18 protein-coding genes are annotated in these 21,318 nt (G+C 68.9%); 7 read left to right on the top strand and 11 right to left on the bottom strand.

Features of this window, described 5'->3' with window-relative positions:
* The first annotated feature begins 60 nt into the window (after positions 1 to 60).
* The 3 genes from H5411_RS31965 to H5411_RS31955 all read left to right on the top strand — a co-directional run bounded on the left by H5411_RS31965 (position 61) and on the right by H5411_RS31955 (position 2,094).
* Positions 61 to 459: a Fur family transcriptional regulator gene (locus tag H5411_RS31965; RefSeq protein ID WP_101438276.1), complete on the top strand. Its 399-nt coding sequence runs from the start codon at positions 61 to 63 to the stop codon at positions 457 to 459.
* Between the two features lie 170 nt (positions 460 to 629).
* Positions 630 to 1,496, top strand: a complete 867-nt coding sequence (locus H5411_RS31960; RefSeq protein WP_101438275.1) for an alpha/beta fold hydrolase — start codon at positions 630 to 632, stop codon at positions 1,494 to 1,496.
* 4 nt (positions 1,497 to 1,500) lie between these two features.
* A complete protein-coding gene (locus H5411_RS31955) occupies positions 1,501 to 2,094 on the top strand; it encodes a TetR/AcrR family transcriptional regulator (protein ID WP_183125967.1) in 594 nt (197 codons plus the stop codon).
* A gap of 73 nt (positions 2,095 to 2,167) precedes the next feature.
* Here the strand turns inward: H5411_RS31955 and H5411_RS31950 are convergent, their stop codons facing one another.
* Positions 2,168 to 3,523: an NAD-dependent succinate-semialdehyde dehydrogenase gene (locus H5411_RS31950; protein WP_101438273.1), complete on the bottom strand. Its 1,356-nt coding sequence runs from the start codon at positions 3,521 to 3,523 to the stop codon at positions 2,168 to 2,170.
* A 236-nt stretch (positions 3,524 to 3,759) separates the two neighbouring features.
* On the opposite strand from H5411_RS31950, the gene H5411_RS31945 reads away from it, so the two are divergent.
* Positions 3,760 to 4,275: a lytic polysaccharide monooxygenase auxiliary activity family 9 protein gene (locus tag H5411_RS31945; protein ID WP_101438272.1), complete on the top strand. Its 516-nt coding sequence runs from the start codon at positions 3,760 to 3,762 to the stop codon at positions 4,273 to 4,275.
* Positions 4,276 to 4,513: 238 nt separating this feature from the next.
* On the opposite strand, the gene H5411_RS31940 is transcribed toward H5411_RS31945, so the two are convergent.
* From H5411_RS31940 to H5411_RS31930, 3 genes are all read right to left on the bottom strand, one after another.
* Positions 4,514 to 4,756, bottom strand: a complete 243-nt coding sequence (locus tag H5411_RS31940; RefSeq protein WP_101438271.1) for a PLD nuclease N-terminal domain-containing protein — start codon at positions 4,754 to 4,756, stop codon at positions 4,514 to 4,516.
* Positions 4,757 to 4,877: 121 nt separating this feature from the next.
* Positions 4,878 to 5,993 carry an FAD-dependent oxidoreductase gene (locus tag H5411_RS31935; protein ID WP_101438270.1) on the bottom strand — a complete coding sequence of 372 codons (1,116 nt, stop codon included), beginning with the start codon at positions 5,991 to 5,993 and terminating at the stop codon, positions 4,878 to 4,880.
* A 1,467-nt stretch (positions 5,994 to 7,460) separates the two neighbouring features.
* Positions 7,461 to 10,832 carry a TM0106 family RecB-like putative nuclease gene (locus tag H5411_RS31930; protein WP_101438269.1) on the bottom strand — a complete coding sequence of 1,124 codons (3,372 nt, stop codon included), beginning with the start codon at positions 10,830 to 10,832 and terminating at the stop codon, positions 7,461 to 7,463.
* A gap of 832 nt (positions 10,833 to 11,664) precedes the next feature.
* On the opposite strand from H5411_RS31930, the gene H5411_RS31925 reads away from it, so the two are divergent.
* Entirely contained in the window at positions 11,665 to 12,195 is a 531-nt protein-coding gene (locus H5411_RS31925) for a GNAT family N-acetyltransferase (RefSeq protein WP_101438268.1), read from the top strand.
* A gap of 248 nt (positions 12,196 to 12,443) precedes the next feature.
* Here the strand turns inward: H5411_RS31925 and H5411_RS31920 are convergent, their stop codons facing one another.
* The 6 genes from H5411_RS31920 to H5411_RS31890 all read right to left on the bottom strand — a co-directional run bounded on the left by H5411_RS31920 (position 12,444) and on the right by H5411_RS31890 (position 18,348).
* Positions 12,444 to 13,661 carry an RNA polymerase sigma factor gene (locus H5411_RS31920; protein WP_183125966.1) on the bottom strand — a complete coding sequence of 406 codons (1,218 nt, stop codon included), beginning with the start codon at positions 13,659 to 13,661 and terminating at the stop codon, positions 12,444 to 12,446.
* The gene (locus H5411_RS31915) at positions 13,658 to 13,981 is read right to left on the bottom strand and encodes a YciI family protein (RefSeq protein ID WP_101438266.1); all 324 of its coding nucleotides are present in this window, start codon (positions 13,979 to 13,981) and stop codon (positions 13,658 to 13,660) included. Before H5411_RS31915 ends, H5411_RS31920 begins: the two co-directional genes overlap by 4 nt.
* Positions 13,982 to 14,017: 36 nt before the next feature.
* The gene (locus H5411_RS31910) at positions 14,018 to 14,638 is read right to left on the bottom strand and encodes a dihydrofolate reductase family protein (protein ID WP_101438265.1); all 621 of its coding nucleotides are present in this window, start codon (positions 14,636 to 14,638) and stop codon (positions 14,018 to 14,020) included.
* Between the two features lie 732 nt (positions 14,639 to 15,370).
* Entirely contained in the window at positions 15,371 to 16,279 is a 909-nt protein-coding gene (locus H5411_RS31900) for a ribonuclease Z (RefSeq protein ID WP_101441136.1), read from the bottom strand.
* Between the two features lie 150 nt (positions 16,280 to 16,429).
* Positions 16,430 to 17,395, bottom strand: a complete 966-nt coding sequence (locus tag H5411_RS31895; protein WP_208637448.1) for an NAD-dependent epimerase/dehydratase family protein — start codon at positions 17,393 to 17,395, stop codon at positions 16,430 to 16,432.
* Positions 17,392 to 18,348, bottom strand: a complete 957-nt coding sequence (locus H5411_RS31890) for a ScbA/BarX family gamma-butyrolactone biosynthesis protein (RefSeq protein ID WP_244194760.1) — start codon at positions 18,346 to 18,348, stop codon at positions 17,392 to 17,394. The genes H5411_RS31895 and H5411_RS31890 overlap by 4 nt, the downstream gene beginning before the upstream one ends.
* Positions 18,349 to 18,545: 197 nt before the next feature.
* Here H5411_RS31890 and H5411_RS31885 point away from each other — a divergent pair, with 197 nt between their 5' ends.
* Positions 18,546 to 19,172, top strand: coding sequence for a ScbR family autoregulator-binding transcription factor (locus tag H5411_RS31885; protein WP_101438263.1), 627 nt, complete (start codon positions 18,546 to 18,548; stop codon positions 19,170 to 19,172).
* Positions 19,173 to 19,346: 174 nt separating this feature from the next.
* Here H5411_RS31885 and H5411_RS31880 read toward each other — a convergent pair whose 3' ends face one another.
* The gene (locus tag H5411_RS31880) at positions 19,347 to 19,964 is read right to left on the bottom strand and encodes a ScbR family autoregulator-binding transcription factor (RefSeq protein WP_244194759.1); all 618 of its coding nucleotides are present in this window, start codon (positions 19,962 to 19,964) and stop codon (positions 19,347 to 19,349) included.
* A 276-nt stretch (positions 19,965 to 20,240) separates the two neighbouring features.
* On the opposite strand from H5411_RS31880, the gene H5411_RS31875 reads away from it, so the two are divergent.
* Positions 20,241 to 21,008: an AfsR/SARP family transcriptional regulator gene (locus H5411_RS31875; RefSeq protein ID WP_101438262.1), complete on the top strand. Its 768-nt coding sequence runs from the start codon at positions 20,241 to 20,243 to the stop codon at positions 21,006 to 21,008.
* Positions 21,009 to 21,318: the final 310 nt, after the last annotated feature.

Here is a 21,318-nt window from a genome sequence, read left to right as displayed (position 1 = left end):
GGCCAGAGTTGACCCGTTCTTACATTTGACTGGATCAACTTTGGGGGCTACAAATGAGGCGTGCTCACGACCTCCGCACCCCTCCCGTCCAGCGCCGACGCCGGGACCCGGCTCCGGCGCGCCGGCCTGCGCGTGACGACCGCCCGGCAGGTCGTGCTGGAAGTGCTGGCCGAACATCCGCACGTGACCGTCGCGGAACTGCTGCCGCTGGTCCGCGAACGGCTGTCGATGGCGTCCACGAGGGGCGTCCACGACGTGCTGACCACCGGCGTCACCGCCGGCCTCATTCACCGCTTCGACCACGTCGGCGTCGCGCAGCGCTACGAGCTTTCCGGCTTCGACCACCGGCACCTGCTGTGCCGCCAGTGCGGCCGGCTGGAGGCAATCCCCGGCACGCCAACGGAATCGGCCGACGAAACGGTGTCCGGACTGTGCTCGCGCTGCCATTCGGCTGAGTAAGCCTCAGCGCGGCGATATTGCGGGCCGCCCAGTCGGCGAAGGACCCAGTCGCAAGCTGTTCGACAGGATCACCCGTCGGCTAGCGCCGCGGTAACCATCCTCCCCGGTCAGGCCGGGCATTACCTGCGAGGTAATTTACATACAGACTGCATGTATGTATCTTCGCCAGCATGAACGCACACGAGAAACTCGGCACTGCCCGGCACGTCAACCTCCCGCAAGGCGAGCTCCGGTACTTCGAACGCGGACGCGGCCGCCCGGTCGTGTTCGTCCACGGCGTCCTCACCAACGCCCTGCTCTGGCGCAACGTCGTCCCGACCGTCGCGGACGCCGGGTTCCGTTGCCTGGCCCCGGATCTTCCGCTGGGCGCGCACCCGGTCCCGATGCGCTCGGACGCCGACCTCAGTGCCGCCGGCCTCGCCACCCTCCTCGGCGACTTCCTCACCGCACTCGACCTCGAAGACGTCATCCTGGTCGCCAACGACACCGGCGGCGCCATCACGCAACTGCTGCTCGCGCGGTATCCAGAGCGGGTCGGACGGGTAGTGCTGACGCCGTCGGACAGCTTCGAGTACTTCTTCCCGCCGATCTTCAAGCCGCTGCCGCCGATCGCCCGCGTCCCGGGTTCGATGGCAGTGCTCGGCCAGCTGCTGCGGATCAAGGCGCTGTACCGGCTGCCGCTGCTGTTCGGCTGGGTCACGAAACGCCCGCTGCCGCCGGACATCGCCGAGGAGTACCTGGGCAAACTGCGGAAATCCCCTGGGGTGCAACGAGATTTGCGCAAGTTCCTGCGCACCGTCGACTCGAGCCACACCCTCGCCGCGGCGGAGAAACTGCGCCAGTTCAAGCGTCCGGTACTGCTGGTATGGCCGCCCGAAGAGAAGCTGTTCCCGATCAGCCTCGCGCACCGCCTGGCGGAGATATTGCCGGACGCGGAACTCGTCGAGGTCGCGGACTCGTACACCTTCGTCTCGGAGGATCAACCGGACGCACTGGCCGGGCACATCACGCGCTTCGCCGCCGCCATGGCAGATTAGGTGCGTGCGACGTACCCAGCAAGAACGCTCCGACGCAACGCGAGCCGCACTGATCAAGGCCGCCCGAGACCTCTTCGGCGCACGCGGCTACCACGACGTGCCCGCCGAAGAAATCACTCGCACGGCAGGCGTCACGCGGGGCGCGCTGTACCACCACTTCGGCGACAAACAGGGGCTTTTCCAAGCCGTCGTCGAAGTGCTGGAACGGGAGCTGACCGCCGAGGTCTCGGAAGTCCTCGACGGCGCACCGGACCCGCTTTCCGGGCTTTCCTCCGCGCTGGGCGTTTTCCTGGACGCCTGCCTGCGACCGGACGTCCGGCGGATCTCGCTGACCGACGCCCCCGCCGTGCTGGGCTGGGACGCCTGGCGGGACCTAGAGGCCGAGTACGGCTTGGGGCTGGTCGCGGAACACCTGGCGGCCGCTCGGGAGGCTGGGTTGATCGTCGATACGCCGGTGGATGCTCTGGCGCAGCTGGTGCTGGCCGCGGTGATGGAGGCGGCTCGGATGATCGCCAATGCGGACGACCCGGACCGGGTGCGGGCGGATGTGCAGCAGGTGTTTTTGGGGTGGCTGGGTGGATTGTTGCGAACTTCTTAGGTCAGAAACCTCGCCCTGCAGCGACGTGGACCAGCGTTTGACGTCGGCGCGAGGCGGTCTGGCACAGCGCGCTTCACAGCCGGATCGACTTCTGGTTCATGAACTCCTCAATCCCCGACGGTCCCAGCTCCCGCCCCATTCCCGAGCGTTTGATCCCGCCAAACGGCAAGTCCGCCTGCGACCCGCCGGATTTGTTGAAATACACCATTCCCGCCTCCAGCCGGTCCGCGGCACGGCGCAACCGGGCCGGATCGGTGCCGAACACTGCCGCGCCCAAACCGAACGGCGAGTCGTTGGCGATCTCAATCGCGTGATCATCCGATTCCGCCCGGAACAAGATCGCCACCGGCCCGAAGATTTCCTCGCGGTAAGCGTCCATCTCCGGCGTGACATCCGTCAGGACAGTCGCTTCCAGATAAGCAGCCTCACCGCGACGGCCACCGGTCCGCAAGGTCGCGCCCTGTTCCACTGCGCGCGCTACCTGACCGGCAACTTCGTCCGCAGCGGCGACGGAAGCCAGCGGAGGAAGCTTCACCGACGGGTCCGACGGGTCACCCGGGACGTAATAGTCCGCGACCCGCTTGGTGAAGCGGTCCACGAATTCCTCATAAAGGTCAGACTGGACGATAATCCGCTTAGGTGCGTTACAGGACTGCCCACAGTTACGCATCCGGGCGGTCGCAACAGTACGCACCGTTTCGTCCAGATCCGCGGTGTCGAGCACCAGTAACGGGTCCGAGCCGCCTAGCTCCAGCACGCAGCGTTTCAGGTTGCGGCCCGCCTCGGCCGCCACCGAGATGCCCGCCTTTTCGCTGCCGGTCAGGGACACGCCTTGAATGCGCGGATCAGCGAGAATCATCGGCACCTGACGACTGGACGCGAAGACATTCGCATAAGCGTCGTCCGGTACGCCCGCTTCGTGCAGAATCTTCTCGATCGCCAGCGCCGAGCGCGGGCAGATCGACGCGTGTTTGAGCAGGATCGTGTTGCCCAGCACCAGATTCGGCGCGACGAACCGGGCCACCTGGTAACACGGGAAATTCCACGGCATCACCCCGAGCAGCGCACCGATCGGTTCCTTGCGGATCACCGCGGACCCGCCGCGGATCGCGAGCGGCTGGTCGGCGATCAGGTCCGGGCCGCGCTCCGCGTAGTAGCGGAAGATGTCCACGACGATCCCGACCTCGCCGCGGCCCTCGTTGATCCGCTTGCCCATCTCCAGGGTCATGACGGCGGCCAGTTCGTCGGCGCGCTCCTCGAACAGGTCCGCGGCTCGCGCGACGATCGCTGCTCGTTCCGCTACCGGACGGTCCCGCCAGCGGCGATATCCGTTGCCCACGCGCTCGATCGCCTCGCGAACCTCGGCGTCGGTCGCGTTCTCGATCTCCTCGATCAGCTGACCCGTGGCCGGGTCGGTCACCGTGTACATCGCGGTCTCCCTGCGGTCGGCGTTCTCGCCCGCATCCTATTGCATACAGTATCCCGTGTATAGATGACGCAGAGTAGCTGATCCTTGACTCAGTGCGGGCAGCCGAGTATGGTCTAGACCACAATTCTCCCCACCCCTCCGCCCGCGCACCACCCCACCGCGGGCTCGTCGGTCGTGCCGTGGCTCGGCCGGCCGCCCTCCGGCGCGGGAGCGGGCCCGGCTTCGAAGGAGCCACCATGCCCCGCAAACGCACGATGCTCACCGCACTCGGCGGCGCGATCCTCGCCCCGGTGCTGATGCTGATCGGACCCGGCATCGCCAGCGCGCACGGCTACGTCAACTCTCCGCCGAGCAGACAGGCCCAATGCGCGGACGGAACGGTGTCCTGCGGTGACATCAAATGGGAACCGCAGAGCGTCGAGGGCCCGAAGGGGCTGCACAGCTGCAGCGGCGGCAACGACCGCTTCGCCGACCTCGACGACGACAGCAAGGGCTGGACGGTCACCCCGGTCGGCACCCAGGTCACCTTCAACTGGGTGTTCACCGCGCGCCACCGCACTACCGACTTCGAGTACTTCATCGGCGACACCGAGGTCGCGAGCTTCAGCGGCAACGACTCGGCCCCGCCGGAAACCCTGTCGCACCAGGTCGACCTGAGCGGCTACACCGGACAGCAGAAGGTGCTCGCGGTGTGGAATATCGCGGACACCGGCAACGCCTTCTACGCCTGCATCGACCTGAACGTCTCCTGACCGCGCGAAAACGCCGGGCAGCCAGGCGGAATGTCCGCTCCGGCTGCCCGGCGCTTCATCCGGCGAATGCCTCGGCGAGGCTGTCTTCGTCAACGTGGTACCGCGTGATCAACCCGCCGCTGACGGTCAGGCACACCTGGTCGCGAAACGTTTGCCGGTCAGGGTGACCGTTTGGGCACTCGTCCCGACGAGCGCCGCGTCCGCGCCAGCGCTAACCGGGCCCCACTGACCTCTTGTGTCAGCGAAGCGAGGCTTCCGCGCTCCGTTTGCCGACCAGGAACCACAGCATCGGCCCGAGGAACGGCGCGCAGAACGCGAAGACCACCCACATGAACTTCATCCCGGCACCGAGCGGGCTGCCGAGCACGCTCACCAGCGCGCCGATGAACAGCACGACCGGAAACGCCACCAGCAGCGCGATCCCGGCGACGGCGGCGAACTGCAGGCCTTCATGGACAGTGTCGGCCAGGGCGGCGGTCATCAGAAGATTCCTCTCTCACAGCGGGCTTGCACCCATTGTGCGAGCGGAACGGCCCAGCCCGGATCGGCTTGACGGCTCGATCCGGGTACCGCTTAAGTAGTACATGCGTCCACTATGGACGTCAGGCTCCGAACAGCTCGAGCAAAGCCGCCGGTGCGTCCGCGCGGAAACAGCTCTCGAGACTCTGCGCCGACTCCGCCGCCGATTTCGCGCTGCGCGGGAACAGAGCGGCCTCGTACTCGGCGAGCGCGCGTTCGACGTCGCCTGGGTGCCGGGCGAGCGCGAGCCCCAGTTCGGCACCGTCAAGCATGGCGAGGTTCGCGCCCTCTCCGGCGAATGGCGACATCAGGTGCGCGGCGTCGCCGAGCAGCGTGACGCCAGGCACCCGCGGCCATGAATGCTCGATGGGCAGCGCGTGGATCAGCCGCGGGGTCAGGTCGCCGTCCGCGTCCGCGACCAGGGCGCGGAGCCGGTCGGACCAGCCGTCGAAATGGCTCAGCACGGCGGCCTTGGCGGCGGCGTGATCAGTGAAGTCGACGGACGCGGTCCAGGTTTCCGGGACGCGGACGGCGGCGTAGACGTGCAGGCTCCCGTCCGGCTCGCGGTGTGCGAGAAAGCCTTTGTCCTCGCCGAGCGCGAAACTCATGCCGCCGCCGAGGAGAGCTGCCGCGTCCGGGTGCCGGGAGTCGGCATCGAGGAGGTCGATCTCGACGAAGGAGATCCCGGTGTACGCCGGTTTTCCCGGCGAGACCAGTGGACGGATTCGCGACCAGGCGCCGTCGGCTCCGACGAGCACGTCCGTGGTGAGGGACGTGCCATCGGCGAGGGTGAGGCGATGTCGGCCCTCGGGTAGAGGTTCCGCGGCGGTGACCTTCGCGCCCCAGCGGACGGTGCCCTCCGGCAGCGAGTTGAGGAGGAGATCGCGCAAGGCTCCGCGGTCGACCTCCGGCCGCTCACCGCTGCCGTCGTCCGCTTCGGAGAGCAGGAGGGTGACGGCGCGGTCGTAGACGCGGGTCTCCTGGCCGCCGGAGTGGACCAGGGCCTTGAATTCGGCGTGCAGACCCGCGGCGCGGAGAGCGACCTGGCCGGAGTCGTCGTGGATGTCGAGCATGCCGCCCTGCGCGCGGGCGGACGGGGAGGCGTCGAGGTCGAGGACAGTGGCTTCGATGCCGTGGACGTGCAGGACGCGGGCGAGGCTGAGACCGCCGAGGCCGGCGCCGACGATGGTGATGGTCATGGGTTGCTCCGTTTCTACGTGGGTGACTCCGGCCAGTCTAACGAACATGTTCGTTACGAACAAGTTCGTAGGTGGGTGACGGTGGTCGACTGCCGCGCAGGTCTGCGCGGCCGCCCCTGGACGGTTCGGCCGAGTAACGGTGTTCGGCGTGCCGGGTCTCGCGGGCACAGCGACCCCCCAGGCGGGGCAACCTGATCGAGGTTCGCGCGTCGTCTGCTTACCGGGGGCCGACCAAACGGTCCCTCGACGGGTGGCGACCCAGATCACCCGATGGGGCCGGAACATTCGCGCGGTCCGCGCGTTGTACAGGGTGTCGGTACGGAGGTGCCCCCGGGCCTCACCTTCTGCCTTCCAGGAATACCGGTTCGGCCGGAGCCTGGTCGTGCCACTCGCCGCGAGGCGGCCCCCGTACCGGCGCAGAACCACCCGCTCCGCGCGCCTGCTCCCCCCAGACGCGGAACGGGATCCGGTGCTCCTGCTCCCGCCGGCCGGTAACCCCCAGCCGGTCCGGACGGAGCGGGAGCACACCCCCGGCCGCGGGAATGTTCTTGGCCCGCAACGAGTTGTACTGAGCAGAGTTCTCCTGAAGAGCGGTCGCCTTTGTTCACCGGATAAATCGAGTTCGTTCGCCAGCCGCACCAGCGGCCCCGGTCGGTGTGCCGGGCAGCCCCAGCGGTCGGCAGGGACAGTCCTGGTCTGCGCGCCTGGCGGTCCGGTCGGCCTGCTGGACAGCCCCGTTGGCCTGCCGGGCAATCCCGGTCGGCCTGCCTGGCAGTCCCGTCGATGCGGCGGGCAACCCCGTCGGTCTGCCGGACGGTCCCGTTGATGCGGCAGGCAGTCGCGACAAGACCGTCCGGACAGAACACGCAGATTTCTCCAGCCACCCCGTCCGTCGCGGCGTCTCCCCCAGTGCCCCGCGCGGACGGGGCTCCCGCGCCCCCGCTCCGGCTCCCGCAGGCCGGACGCGCGGGGCGCCCCGACCACCTCGTTCGCCGCGCCACCCCTCCCCCACGGTCGCGCGAGCGGGGACATGTGCCCGCCCGGCCGCCGGATCCCGACCGGACCGGCCGGGCGGCACCCCGGCTCGGCGAGTCTCCGGATTCGGCCACACTGCGGGCTCAACCAGACTGCGGCCTAGCCAGTCTGCGCAGGCCCCAGCCAATCTGCGGGCCCAGCCGAACCGCAGGTTCAGCCAATCTCCGGGTTCAGCCAGACTGCGAGCCTAGCCAGTCTGCGCAGGCCCCAGCCAATCTGCGGGCCCAGCCGAACCGCAGGTTCAGCCAATCTCCGGGTTCAGCCAGACTGCGCAGGCCCAACCAGACTGCGGGCCCAGCCGAACCGCAGGTTCAGCCAATCTCCGGGTTCAGCCAGACTGCGCAGGCCCAACCAGACTGCGGGCCCAGCCGAACCGCAGGTTCAGCCAATCTCCGGGCCCAACCAGTCTGTGAGTTCCGCCGGATTGCGGATTCAGCCAGCCACTGCACGGACGTCGTCGATCCACTCGCGTGCGTCGCGGAGCAACCCGAGCATTCCGGAGACCAGCCGCATCTGGTCCACCGTCCTGATGTCGGCTTCGAGCAGCTTCGGAGAGCACACCAGGACCGCGACGGACTGCGCGCGTGACAGAGCGACGTTCAACCGGTTGCGGGACAACAGAAAATCAAGGCCTCGCGGCAAGTCTACCGCCGACGACGAGGTCATGGTCGTCACCACAACGGGTGCTTCTTGGCCCTGGAACCGGTCGACCGTGCCGACCCGGACGTCGCCGAAACCAGCGTCGGACAACGCGCGCGTCACCACTCGCGCCTGCAGGTTGTACGGGGCTACCACAAGGAAATCGGCGTCAGTGAGCGGCCGGCCTTCCCACGAACGGCCGTGCAGCGACTTGATCACCGAGACCACTTGCTCAGCTTCTTCCACTGACCGCGTGGTATTCCCGCGATGCTCGACCGATGCCAGATAGAGACCTGACGGGAAGCCGTCGATCGAACGTTCCGCGGTGGGATGCGAGTGCAGCAAACCCGCGTACGACAGGTTCGAAACCGGCGCGCACACGGCGGGATGCATGCGGCGCGTCAGGTCGAGGAAATAGCCCAGTTCCGGCGGGATGATGTCCGCCTCGCCGATGAGGTGACCCAGCGCCGACGCCTCCGCGCCTGCCGGGTGCGTGCCCTGCACGACCTGCGGCAGCTGCTGCGGATCGCCCAGCAGCACCAGGTTTTTCGCGCACATCGACACGGCCAGCGCGTCCGCGAGGGCGAACTGACCGGCTTCGTCGATCACGAGAACGTCGAAGGGTTCCTCGCGCACGGCGGCGTTGGCGAAGGTCCACGCCGTGCCGCCGACCAGGTGACCGGTGTTGTGTTCTTCGCGCCAGCGGACCAGCGCGGTGTTGTTTTTCGGCTGCTCCCAAGGCAAAGACGGGTCCGGCGTCCGCTTCGCGCGCTTGGCGCAGGCCATTTCCGGCGCGTTCTCCATGGCCGCCGAGAGCACGTTCTCGACCGCTTTGTGGCTGTTCGACGTGACGCCGACTGTCCGGCCCGAACGCACGAGGTGCGCGATGAGTTTCCCGGCCAGGTAAGTCTTTCCGGCTCCGGGCGGACCTTGGACGGCGAGCACGGAACCGTCGAGCTGGTCGACCGCGGTGATCACCGTGGCGACCAGATCTTCCCCCGGTTCGGGCAATCCGCCGCGCAATCGGGGGATGCGGCGCAGCAGGTCGACGCCGGGGTGTGCCGGCAGCGCGGGCAGAGTTTCCCCTACCAGCCGGGCGAGATCGGCCACCGCCTCGTCCTTCGGCGACGGACGGACCGGGCTGCCCGGCAGGACCGCCGCGGGAAGGTCGTTGGACGTCCGGTCCGGGGCGCTGCTCTCCTCCAGCGTCACTTCGACAGCCGTGGAGGACACGACTTTCGCGTCGCGAGCATCGGCACCGTAACGCAAGCGCACGTCGTCGCCGGGCGCGAACGGATGCGGACGGTCCGGATCGCACCTCACGACCAGCGTGCGTTTCGCGGTGCGCAACCGGCCGGACGGCGGCACCCACTCGCCCGCGGTCACCGACACCGGGACCGCGCAGGTCGTGTCCACCTCGAGGTCGCTGAGCGGGGCGGCCAGCTGCCGGAAGAATTCCCACCAGGCCGGGTTCGTCTCGCGGCGGTGATAGCCGACGGACGCGGCCAGCAGCGCGCGGGCGTGATCGTCGGGAGTGAAGTCCGCGGGGTCCTCGGGGAGGCCGTCCAGGAGCGGGTCGACCAGCGCTGCCATCGCGGCGGCGCGTTCGGCTCGCCGCTGGGCGGCTTCCTCTTCCTCGGTGCGGCGAAGCAGAGCGTCCACTTCGGACTCTGGCTCCGGCTCGGCCAGGGGGATTCCGGCTTCGGTGCGCACGCGGTGGAGGAATTCGTGCAGGCGCAACGTGGAGACGCAGTCGTACTCGTTGTAGTCCGCGATACCGCGCAGCACTTCGTCGGCCTGTTCGGTGTTTCCGGCCGACGAGAGCGTCAAGTAGTCCTCGTACGCCTCGATGCTCGACACCGCCGTTTTTACCTCGCCGGCGCGGGCTTCCGGCATGTACAGTGGTTCTAAATACTTGATCGAATACGACCGCTGTCCAACCCGCAAAGCCTTGCGTACCACGGCATACAGGTCGATCATCGCGCCGCTGCGCAGCAGCTCGTCCACGGCTTCCTCCCGCGTGCCGTGGATGGCAGCGAGCCGCTTGATCGCCGTGACCTCGTACGGCGCGTAGTGGTAGACATGCGCGTCGGGGTGTTCCGCGAGCCGTGCGGTGGCGAAGTCGATGAACTCCTCGAACGCTCGTTTCTCCTGCGCGCGCGAGTGTGCCCAGAACGGGATGAAGCGCTCGTCCGGGGTGACCGCGCCGAAGAGGTACTCCAGGCCGGTGCCGGCCAGGGCGTACGGGTCGCCTTCCATGTCGAAGAAAACGTCGCCGGGGCTGGCTTCGGGCAGTTCGGCGAGCGCGTCCGGGGCGATGATTTCGTAGGCCAGCTCGCCGGTTTCGTCCTGCCGGACCTGGATCGCGGCCTGCGCGCGCAACGACGCGAACGTGCCCTCGGACATGTCGCGCGGACGGTCGGCGGGCTCGGCGCGGGCGAGCGCGTCGATGGTGCCGAGCCCGGCGGTCACCAGCTTGCGCCGCTGCTCGCTGCGCATCCCGGCGACCAGCGACAGGTCCCGGTCGGCCTCGCGCGCGGACGAACAGTGCTCGGCGAACGCGCATCCGGTGCACGCCGGACGCTCGTCAGCCCAGATCCGGTCCGGCAGCTGCGGAGGACGGTCCTGCAGCCGGTCGCGGAGCCGGTCCACGAGCGGGAGGAAGTCGTCGACGCGGAGGCTGCGCGTGCTGCCGTCGCCCAGCAGCAGGTGCATCTCCGGCCCGGCGGGCCAGCCGCCGCGGCGCAGAGCGTCGGCGTACGCGGTGAGCTGCACGACCGCGGACGGCTTGGCGTGCCGGGCGAGCTTCGTGTCGTAGACCTCGTAGCGGCCCTGGTCGTCGCGCAGAAGGAAATCGGCGCGGCCGGAGAACTCGCCGTCGTGGAACACCGCCTGGTAGATCACCGGCGCGCCCGCGCGCAACGCTTCCTCGGTGGCCTTCGCCGCGACGACCGGATCGTGCTCCTCGATCTCGACGACCTGAGTCCGCTCGCTGCGCAACCGTCCGAGCGTGGCCGCCTCGTGCGCCCGCCCGTGCTTCACCGCCAGCCGATCGGGTGCGGAAGTGGGCCGCGGCGCGCCGGGTATCCCCGCCGCCAGTGCCTGCTTGAGGATGCTCCGGTGCTCGCATTCGAGCAGGTCAGCGAGATCAGACGGCGTGTACATCGCCCGGCAGTCTGTCACGGGCGCGGACGGGCTCCGGACAGGCGGGGGACGACACGCCGCCCGGAATTGTCGGTGGCGGATGGGACGATCTTGGGGTGGCGGGAAGAGGGTGCGATGAGGAGGTGAGTGCCGGGGTTTTGGGGAGGTGATGGCGAATTGGCGGTGCCGGTGCCGGTGCCGGGAGGAGGTGCTGGCTGCAAGGGCTCTGGGTTGAAGGGAGGGCGTTGGATCGAGAGGTTGGCTCGGACGGGCTGGGTTGGGACGGCCGGGATTCGGAGGGTGGTGGTTTGGGCGAATCAGGTTCGGAAGGACCGGGTTCGAAGCGTCGCGGTTCGGCCGGACTGGGTTCGGCCGGACCGGGTCAGGAGGGTTGCGGTCTAGACGGGACCAGGCTCCGACGGACCGGGCTCGACGCGTCGCGGTTCGGCCGGGCTGGGTTCGGGCGAACCGGGTCAGGAGGATTGCGGTCTAGACCGACCAGGCTCGGACGGACCGGGCTCGACGCGTCGCGGCCTGGGTGGACTGGGACCGGACGGACCGGCTCCGAAGAGTGGCGGTTCGGACAGACCGGGCTCCGACGGACCGGAGTCCGAAGCGTTGCGGTCTGGGCGGACCGGGTCCGGAGGGCGGCGGTTTGGAGGGATCGGTTCCGAGGGTTGCAGTTTGGAGGGTTGCCGTTGGGAGGGTTGTGGTTGGGAGCATGTGCCGAGCAGGGATCGGTGAGCTGCGGGCTGGGGTTGTCGGTCAGGTCGTTCGGCGGGGTGCACACTGTCCGGGCGGGCTTGCGAGGTCGGCGTTTGTCCCGCTGTGACGCGGTGCAGAATGGCCGATCATGACGGTTGTCTTGTCCATCCCCGGACCCAATGGCTTGCGGCTGCGACCGTGGCGGCAAGAGGATCGGCGGGCTCTGGTCGCCGCGCATCGAGATCCCCTGCTGCGGCGCCGGTTGATGACTCCTCTCACCGACGACGCCGAAGCTCGGCGATGGCTGGACTCACAGGCCTCAGGCTGGGACTCCGCAACCCAGTTCAGCTTCGCGGTGGCGGCCGACGACGACACGCCTCTCGGCCACGTCGTCGTGAAGGTTCGGGCTGCTGACACCGCCGAAGTCGGCTACTGGATTGCCGCCGCGGCTCGGGGTCAGGGCATCGCTGCCCGGGCGTTGGAAGCCACGTCGCGATGGGCGCTCGGCACGCAACAGCTCGTCCGGTTGAGCCGTCTGGACTTGCTGCATGCCGAGGACAATCCGGCTTCGTGCCGGGTCGCGGAGAAATGCGGCTACGTCCTCGACGAACTGCTGCCGCCCGCGCCGCCGGAATTCCCGGTCAGCGGGCACCGGCACGTGCGCACCTCAGGTTGCTGACTGGCGCGCGTTCCGGGCATGTGCAGGGAAGGTCGGTTACGCACGGGCGAACTTGATCGACGGTGGGACTGGCCGCATCGCCGGTGGGCCGCATCGCCGGTCGGACTGGCCGCATCGTCGGTGGGCCGCGTCGTCGGTGGGCCGCGTCGCTGGTCGGACTGGCCGCGCTCGGAGTGGTGCTGCCCGCCGCACCAGATGCGTTCCCGCAAGGCACCCGACGACTCCTCGCCACGGCCCTTCGAATGGCGCTACCGCAGCTCGTCTCGCCGACGAGACAACGCGGCAGTCTCCGCTGTATTGCCCGCCAGCTCGATCGCCTTCTCGTAAGCCGCGCGTGACTCCGGATTTCGACCCAATCGGCGCAGCAGGTCGGCGCGAGTGGCGTGGTACGGGTGATAGCCCGCCAACCGGTCCTCCAGCCGGTCGACCAGCTCCAGCGCCGCTTCCGGGCCGTCGAGTTCGGCGACCGCGACGGCTCGGTTCAGGGCGACGATCGGGGACGGGTCGACGCGGACCAGCTGCTCGTAGAGGGCGAGGATCTGCGACCAGTCAGTGTCCCGCATGTCACGCGCGGACGTGTGCACGGCATTGATCGCGGCCAGGATCTGGTACCGGCCGGGCGCGACCCCGGCGGCGAGGCGTTCGCGGACCAGGCGGTGGCCTTCGGCGATCAGCGTCGCGTCCCACCGGGCACGGTTTTGCTCGTCCAGGGCGACCAGCTCGCCGCTGGGAGACACTCGGGCGGCGCGGCGGGCTTCGGTGAGGAGCATCAGGGCCAGCAGGCCGGTCACCTCGCCGTTGTCGGGCAGCAGGGCGCGGATCAGGCGCGTCAGCCGGATCGCTTCGGCGGTCAGGTCTTGGCGCACGGGATCGGTGTCGGGACCGGTGGCCAGATAGCCCTCGTTGAAGGCCAGGAACAGCACGGTGAGGACGCCGGAGACGCGAGCCGGGAGGTCTTCGGCGGACGGCACTCGGTAGGGGATGCGGGCGGCCTTGATCTTGGCTTTCGCTCGCGTGATCCGTTGTCCCATGGTGCTTTCCGACACCAGGAAGGCGCGGGCGATCTCCGGCACGGTCAGGCCGCCGACCATGCGCAGGGTCAGGGCGACCCGGGCTTCGGCCGCCAACGCGGGATGGCAGCAGGTGAAGATCAGCCGGAGGCGGTCGTCGTCGATAAGAGTGGGAGGCGTCGTGTCGTACACCGGCTGGGCCTCCCTTTGCTTGTCGTCGCGTTTGTTTTCGCGGCGGATGCGGTCGATGGCTTTGCGCGTGGCGGTGGTGGTCAGCCAGGCGCCGGGGTTCGGCGGCACGCCGTCGGCAGGCCACCGTTCGACAGCGGTCGCGAACGCCTCGGCGGCCGATTCTTCGGCGATGTCCAGGTCGCCGAAGCGTTTGGTCAAGCCGGCGACCACCCGGGCCCACTCCTCGCGGTGGGCACGGGTGATCGCCTCCCGGACGTCGCTCACAGGAACGGTCGCACCTCGACCTTCCGGTTGCATGCCTTCGACCCCTCGGCGGCGAGCTTGAGCGCCACGTCGAGGTCGGGTGCCTCGATGACCCAGAAACCGGCCAGGTACTCCTTGGACTCCAGGAAAGGGCCGTCGGTGACCATCGCCTCCGCACCCCGGTTGTCGATGACGGTCGCGGTTTCCGGCGCGGCCAGGCCGCCGGCGAAGACCCAGTGGTTCTCGGTCTGGAGGCGCTCGTTGAAGACGTCGATCGCAGCGTCTTCCTCCGGCGTGGAGAGGGTGGGCTGGTCGTGGACCACGGAAATCAGGTACTGCATCCGAGGATCGTCTCCCGTCGTGTCTGAGGTCTGAGGTCAGCGGCCCGCGTACTGCGGACGCCCGGCCGGGCGCCAGACCTGGGTCGTCACGCCCTTCGTGTCCACTCGAGACTCAACCAGATCGAGCGCCAGATCCGGGCCGTTCCGCGGAAACAGCCGGTTGCCCTGTCCGACGATCACCGGGATCACGAGAAAGATCATCTCGTCGACCAAGCCCTGTTCCAGCAGCCATTGGACGAGGGATCCGCTGCCGTGCACCTGCAGTTCTCCGCCCGGTGCGGCCTTGAGGTCCGCGACGGCGGCTGCCAGGTCGCCGGACAGGACCGTCGTGCCGGACCACTTCGGGTCGGTGAGCGTCGCCGAGGCCACGTACTTGGGCCGCTCGTTCAGCGCCCGCACGATGGGCTCCCGGCCGGGGGCATCCGCGGCGCTCATGGCTCCCCACGACCCGGCGAACAGGTCGTACGTCCGCCGGCCGAACAGGAAAGCGTCGGCGCGCTGGTAGGTCTCGTTGATGAACGCCAGCGTGTCGTGGTCGCCCTTGCCCAGCGCCCATCCGCCTCGCTCGAATCCGTTCCGGCGGTCCTCGTCGGACGCGCCGCCGTTGCCCTGAACGACTCCGTCGACGGTCAACTGGGTCACAGTCGTGAGCTTCATGATCGCGGTTCCTTAGGCTCGGTGCCGCCCCTTGCGGGCGGCTTCACCACTGCTACGAAGACCGCAGGGCCGATCCGACAGCGCGGCCAAAAAATCTTCCAGAAAATTTCCGGGCAACCGCTAACCGCGTGCCTCCAGCCAAGCCGCGACGGCACGAAAGAAGCCATCGACGCTGGTCAGCGGCTTCTCCACGAAGATCGCGCGGAGGTGCTCGACGCTGATCAGGTCGTTCCAGGCCCACGCGCGGCGGTACGGCAGGTGCGCGCATGACGTCCGAGCCGGGCCAGGGCGGGACGAGCGCGGCGTCGATCGCCGGGGCGGCCAGGCTCGCCAGGTCCCAGTCGAGGACGCCGGTCAGCCGAGCCCGCCGGTCAGCCCCGGGCCCGCCGGTCAGCCGAGCCCGCCGGTCAGCCGAGATCGCCGTGGACGAGCCTGGCCGGGGCCTCTTCGAGCCACGGTGTCCGAAGGAGGTGACCGGCGTGAGCGGCTCCGGGGACGGCGAACGGCAGACGGCCGCCGCGACCGCGCGAAGGATCTCGACCCGGCGGGGCAGGCTCGGCGGCGGAATCGGGGGCGCTTGCTGATCCGCACCGCGGCGACGCCGGGCATCAGGGCGACGTGGTGCCGATTCCCTTGCATGGCAAGGCGAGCGCGGCACCGGGCACGAGTGTTTCCAGCAGGTCAGCAGCGACCGGGCGCGGCATCCCCGCGATTCTGCCGGACAGTCGCTGCTCACCGGCGCGGAGGCAATGGCACTACGTCCAGGTCCCGAGCCACGTGGATCTCACCGTCGAACACCTTCGCCGCTTCGTCGCGGAACCGGTCTGCCTCCTCGTACGGGTAACGCTGCGAGAAGTGCGTCAGCAGCAACTCCCGGGCACCTGACTCCGCAGCGAGCCGTCCGGCGTCGGTGCTGGTCAGGTGGCCGTAGCGGTAGGCCAGGTCGGCGTCGTCGGCGCGGAAGGTCGATTCGGCGATCAGCAGGTCCGCCCCGTCCGCGCAGGCGAACGCGCCCGCGCACAGGCGGGTGTCCATCACGAACGCGACTACCTGACCCGGGCGGGGCACGCTCACGTCCTCCAGCCGGACCACGCCCTTCGCGGTCTCGAGCACGCCGTCGGCCTGGAGTTTCCGGACGGCGGGGCCTTGGACGCCTGCCGCGGCGAGCGCGTCCGGCAGCATCCGGATTCCGTCCGGTTCGGCATAGCGGTAGCCGAAGCAGTCGATGCGGTGTTCCAGCGGGTACGCCGACAGCGCACCACCCAGCGGACCCGGCACGGAGATCGGCAGCGGGACCAGTTCGGCACGTTCGTGGAACGCCGTCGAGTGCCGCAGCCGGTCGAAGTACTCCTGGCCGGACGCCGGGTAGTGGCAGCGCACCGGATGCGCGACGTCGTCCAGGGACAGCCGCTGGATGATGCCCGCGAGGCCGAGGCTGTGGTCGCCGTGGAAGTGGGTCACGCACAGGTGCGTGAGTTCGCTCGCCGTCGCGCCGGCATACATCATCTGCCGCTGAGTGCCTTCGCCCGGATCGAAGAGGACGCCGTCGGTGTCGAAGCGCAGCAGGTAGCCGTTGTGGTTGCGGTGCCGGGTCGGCGTCTGGCTCGCCGAGCCGAGCACGACTAGCTCGCGTCGGGACATGCCGATCATCTTCGCGCCCTGTCCGGTCCCGCCGCCACCGAAATGAACTGCGCGGAAACAACGGCGGCCGTCCGGGATGAATTTCCCGGACGGCCGCTCGCCATTATCGCCGAATGAATTCGTTCGATCACTTTCCGCCGAATTCGATCTTCAGCCCGCCTCGGGAATTGCCAGCGTTTCCCGATACCAGGTCCGGGCTTGGGCCAGCCGGACGCCGAGTCCCGGTCCTGGGGACACTCCGGTGACCTTCCAGACCTTGGCGCTGTCGTACCAGTGGTCCCGGGTGAGCAGCGACCATTGGTGCTCGCTGAGCCACGGCGTGCGCGCCCGATGTTCGCGCAGCGGCAGGTCAGCGCCCGGAACCGGCAGGTCGAGCACTGCGCAGACGGCTTCGAGCAGTTCCCGCATCCGCACCGGTCCCGGCTCGGCCACGTGGAACACCTCGCCGGGTCTGCCCAGTGCCGGGTCCAGCGCGAACGCGCTGAGCACAGCAGCGAGATCCCACGACGAGACCACTGACGTACGAGCCGTGCCGCCCGCCGCCCACGCCGGAACCGCCCGCAGCCACTTCGCCAGCGCCGGGACCACGTGCCGGTCGCCGTCGCCGTACACCAGGTGCGGCCGCAGAACGATCCCGCCGGCGGCGCGGACCTGCTGTTCCCCGGCCAGCCTGGTGCGGCTGGTGGCCGAGGCGGGCGCGAGGTCGAGCGTGTCCTCGAGCGCGCCTCGATGCTCGCCGTCGCGGTAGACCGCGCAGGTGCTGAGGTACACGATGCGGCGTGTGCCCGCGCGGTGCGCCTCCGCGAGGAGCCGGGCCGTCCCGCGATCGTTGACCTCGGCGCAGTCCTCTTCGGTGCCGCCGATCCGGGACGCGGCGTGCACGAGCGTCGCGACGCCCGTGCACGCCCCGGCCAGTCCGGCGGCGTCGGTGAGGTCGCCTCGGTGGATCCGCGCGCCGGATCGCGTGATCCACTCCGGCACCGCACCCCGCGCCAGCACCCGCACCGCGGCGCCGCGGGCGAGCAACGCCCGCAGCACCGCCGAGCCGATGAACCCGGTCGCTCCGGTGAGGAGGACTTCCCCGGCCGTACTGTCCGCCCCCAGGCCGGCAGTCATGACCTGCGCATCGCCAGGGTGCCGGTCGCCGCGGGGCGGCCTTTCTGCTCCAGCACCACCCGCACCACGCGAGATCCGTCAGCGTCGGGTTCGAGTTCCTCGGCCACCAGCAGGCATTCGGAGTCGAACTCGACATAGGCGGAGAACTCGAAATCCGAGCGCAGCGGCAGCGCGTGCGGATCGCCGAGCATCAGCAGCGCCGCCTGCCGCGCGCCCTCGATCAGCACCATGCCCGGGACATGGTCCACCGAATGGTCGAACAGGACCGGGTGGTCCGGGTCGAACTGCAGCGACCAGGTGCCGGGCACCGCGGTCTCCGCGACCAGCACGTCTTCCCCGCGGTCCCGGCCGACGAGCGCCGGGACCACCGTGGGCAGCGCGCGGGCCTGGAACGGCGTCGCCGCGAAGTGGTCGCCGCGCAGCCGTCGGTAGACCGCCGGGGACACGCAGCGCCAGGTTTCCGAAGCGGTGCCGACCAGTTCGTCGTCGCGGAAGCAGCCGAACTCGGCCCGCATGCCGATGAGGTTCTTGCCCCGGAACACCGGGTCGTGCGCGGTCGCCCGCAGCACCACGTCGATCGGCCGCCCCTCGGTGACCAGCCCTTCGGGGGTGATAGAGCTGGTCTTGCGGTCGGAGATGAACGCACTGCCGAGCGAAACGCCATAGGCGCGGTGCGCGATGAGCAGCCCCGCCTGACGGCAGGTTTCCGCGTACAGCATGGGGTCGTGCGACCCTGGAGCGCACGGGCCGAAGAAGCCGTGCCGGCGCGGCCACTGCGCGCCGATTTCGAACCGGCCCTCGGCCACGATGTTCAAGTCGGTGACGAAAACCTCCGAGACGGCCGCGCGGTGCACGAGATTGCGCGGGATCGTCTGCTGGAAGTCGACCGGGCTCGCGCCCGGCGAACTTTCGCCATCGGTGATGAAGGTTCCTCTGACAGACTCCTCTAACAATGTACCGACCATGTCGGTCCTCCCAGAAAAAAGTACTTCCCCAGTACCCCCACCACATTTTTAGCGGAAACGGGCGGACAAAACCATACCTACCTACCGGTTTTTTTTCTCTGGCTTCTCGACCGGGTGCGGAGGTAGACTGGCATGGCAGCGTGGCCGGTCCAGGCCCGCGGATTCCCCCGGAAGGAGTGTGCGCAGTGGCTCGCCAGGAACGCGCGGAGCAGACCCGCAAGGCCATCCTCGACGCGGCCGCGTCCAGGTTCGACGCGGTCGGCTTTCTCGGCGCGAGCCTGTCGGACATCCTCGCCGAGGCCGGGGTCACGAAGGGCGCGCTGTACTTTCACTTCAGGTCCAAGGAAGAGCTGGCGGACGCGTTGATCCGCGAGCAGTTCTCCGTGTGGGACCCGCTGGCCGACATCGAAAACCCTGGGCTGCAGACGGCCATCGACCTCACTCAGAACATGGGGCACAGCCTGCGCAGCGACGTGCGCGTGCGCGCCGGCATCCGGCTGGTCATCGAGCAGGGTTCGTTCGTCACCCCGGCCGCGAACGCCTACAAGCAGTGGATCGACACCGTGCACGGCCTGCTGCTCGCCGCGAAAGCGGCCGGCGACGTGCGGAAAGACGTCAACGCGCACGATCTCGCGCAGTACGTGGTCGCGTCGTTCACCGGGAGCCAGCTCAGTTCGCAGGTGCTGACCGGGCGGACCGACCTGCACGAGCGGATCACCTTCATGTGGCAGACGATCCTGAACGCGGTGGTGCCGCCGCGGCGGCTGCACAAGTTCAACGCGGCCGGGACTCCTCCCGCCGACGCCGAGTGAGGACTGGCCGTCCGGAGAGAACCGGGCGGTCGGTTTGCTGAGCCGCACTTGGTGCGGTTTGGTGAATTAGGCGCCGTGCCGCGGGTCCTGAGGACCAGGCGCTCGGGCTTGTCGTCCAGGAGGGCCTGCTCGACTCGCCGCGACGCGAAGAACGCGCGACCGGGAGCAGGCCGCTCAGGTGCCCGTCGCCTCGGCGGCAGCCGAATCCGCCGGCTGTGCCGCCTCGATCACCCGCCACAGTTCGGAAAGCGTGCTCGCCAGGTCCGTGCCCGCCGGGATCGTGCCGCTCGCCGCCGCCGATTCCAGGCCCACGCACGTCACCACGACCAGCAGCGCCGCCATGTCCGGGCGGACGTGCGGGCTCAGCTCGCCCGCCCCGTGCGCCGCGGCGATGTGCGCGCGCACCTGGCCCAGCCACGCGCGGACGAAGGTCACGAACCGCGGGTCGTTCGAGCCCATTTCGCGGGCGAGCCGGAAACTCGCGCCCACCTTCGCGTCTTCGGCCAGCCAGCCCATCAAAGCCCGGCTCAGGTCCGCCAGCCTGCGCAGATGCGGACGTCGCCGGCGAGCTCGCGCCACGTGCTCGTGCAAGACCGCGACCGCCGCCGCTTGCACCTCGTCGCACACCTCGTCCTTCGACGAGAAGTGGAAGTACAGGCCGCCCTTGGTGACGCCTGCTTCGCGCGCGATGTCCACCATGCTCGTGGCCGCGTAGCCGTCCCGGTGCAGCAGCACCGCCGCGGCGTCCAGCAGCATCAGCCTGGTGAGCTCGGCACGGGCCTGTTTCGTCACCGTCTTCCCCATCGTCTCGCGCCGGAGGGACACAACGCGTGCTCTCCGACCCGTCCATCATGACATACCGACCGCCCGGTTTACCAGGGTTTCGCACCCTATTACCTGGTGTCATCCCGCAGGCCTGGGCCAAAACAGACCAACCTCCCGGTTTTACCTTGAAAACCGACCTCCCGGTTTGCTATGGTCCAGTGGTGGACCCGGATCGGACCGGCAGGCAGCGGCGCTGGGGGCGCCGCCGGACGGGTCCGGCGCGAGAGACACCGGAGGGCAGTCATGCTGAACTACGAAATTCTCGGACAGATCAGAGTGAGCGGCCGGCCCGGCGTCTGCGCCCCGCGGGCCCGCAAGATCGAGACCCTGCTGTCCGTGCTGCTGGCGAAGAACAACCAGGTGGTCACCGCTGAGCACCTGATCGGCGAGATCTGGGGAGAGCACCCGCCTGCGCGAGCGAGCGCGGCGTTGTACGTCTACGTGTCACAGCTGCGGAAACTGTTGCGCGGCAATAGCAAAGACGCGGAAGAAAGCCCGGTGGTCACCAGTCCGCGAGGGTATTCGCTGCACGTCGGCATCGACGAACTCGACGCCGACCGCTTCACCCGGCTGTACGAGCAGGGCCGCACGCTGCACTGGGACCGCAGCTACGGCCAGGCCGCGAAGGTGCTGCGCGAGGCCACGAACCTGTGGCGCGGCCCGGCTTTCGGGGGCTTCACCGACTCTTCTGATGTGCAGGCGTACGCCACGTTGCTTGAGGAGAGCCGGCTTGGGTGCCTGGAACTGCTGATGGAAACCGAGTTGCTCATCGGGCGGCATCGCGAGGTGGTGGGACAGTTATCCGCGCTCGCGAAGGAGCACACGCTTCGGGAGACGTTTACCGAGTATCTGATGACTGCGCTGGCTCGGTCCAACCGGCGGGCGGAGGCGTTGGAGACGTTCGCTTCGGCTCGGCAGAATCTGGTGCAGCAACTGGGGATCGAGCCGGGGAGTTCGCTGCGGAAGCTGCACCACAGCATTCTTGTCGGGGAGATGTCGGACGCGGTTTGATCTGATCTTGGTGGTTTCGGCCCGGTCTTCCGTTGTCAGCGGGGGCCGGGTCTTTTTTATGCGGCTGCGCCGCATAAGAAGGGGGCGGTGGGGCACCCCGAAGCCCGATTGTGCTGACGGTCTGGTGGTGGTTGTCAAGGCGGGAAAGATGCCTTGACAACCACCACCAGACCGCAGGGAGGCTTCGTATCGGGGTGCAGGGCAGGGTCTGGGCGCCTCGATGGGTGGGTGCGCGGCTTGGGTGCATGGCGAGTCTGGGGGGGCGGCTGCCTGGTTAGCTTGGGGGAAAAGCCGTGAGGGGAACCCTGAG

The organism is Amycolatopsis echigonensis, from assembly GCF_014174495.1.
Taxonomy (GTDB): domain Bacteria; phylum Actinomycetota; class Actinomycetes; order Mycobacteriales; family Pseudonocardiaceae; genus Amycolatopsis; species Amycolatopsis echigonensis.
Note: the sequence above shows the minus strand (reverse complement) of the source record. Positions and strands in the feature narration are given on the sequence as shown.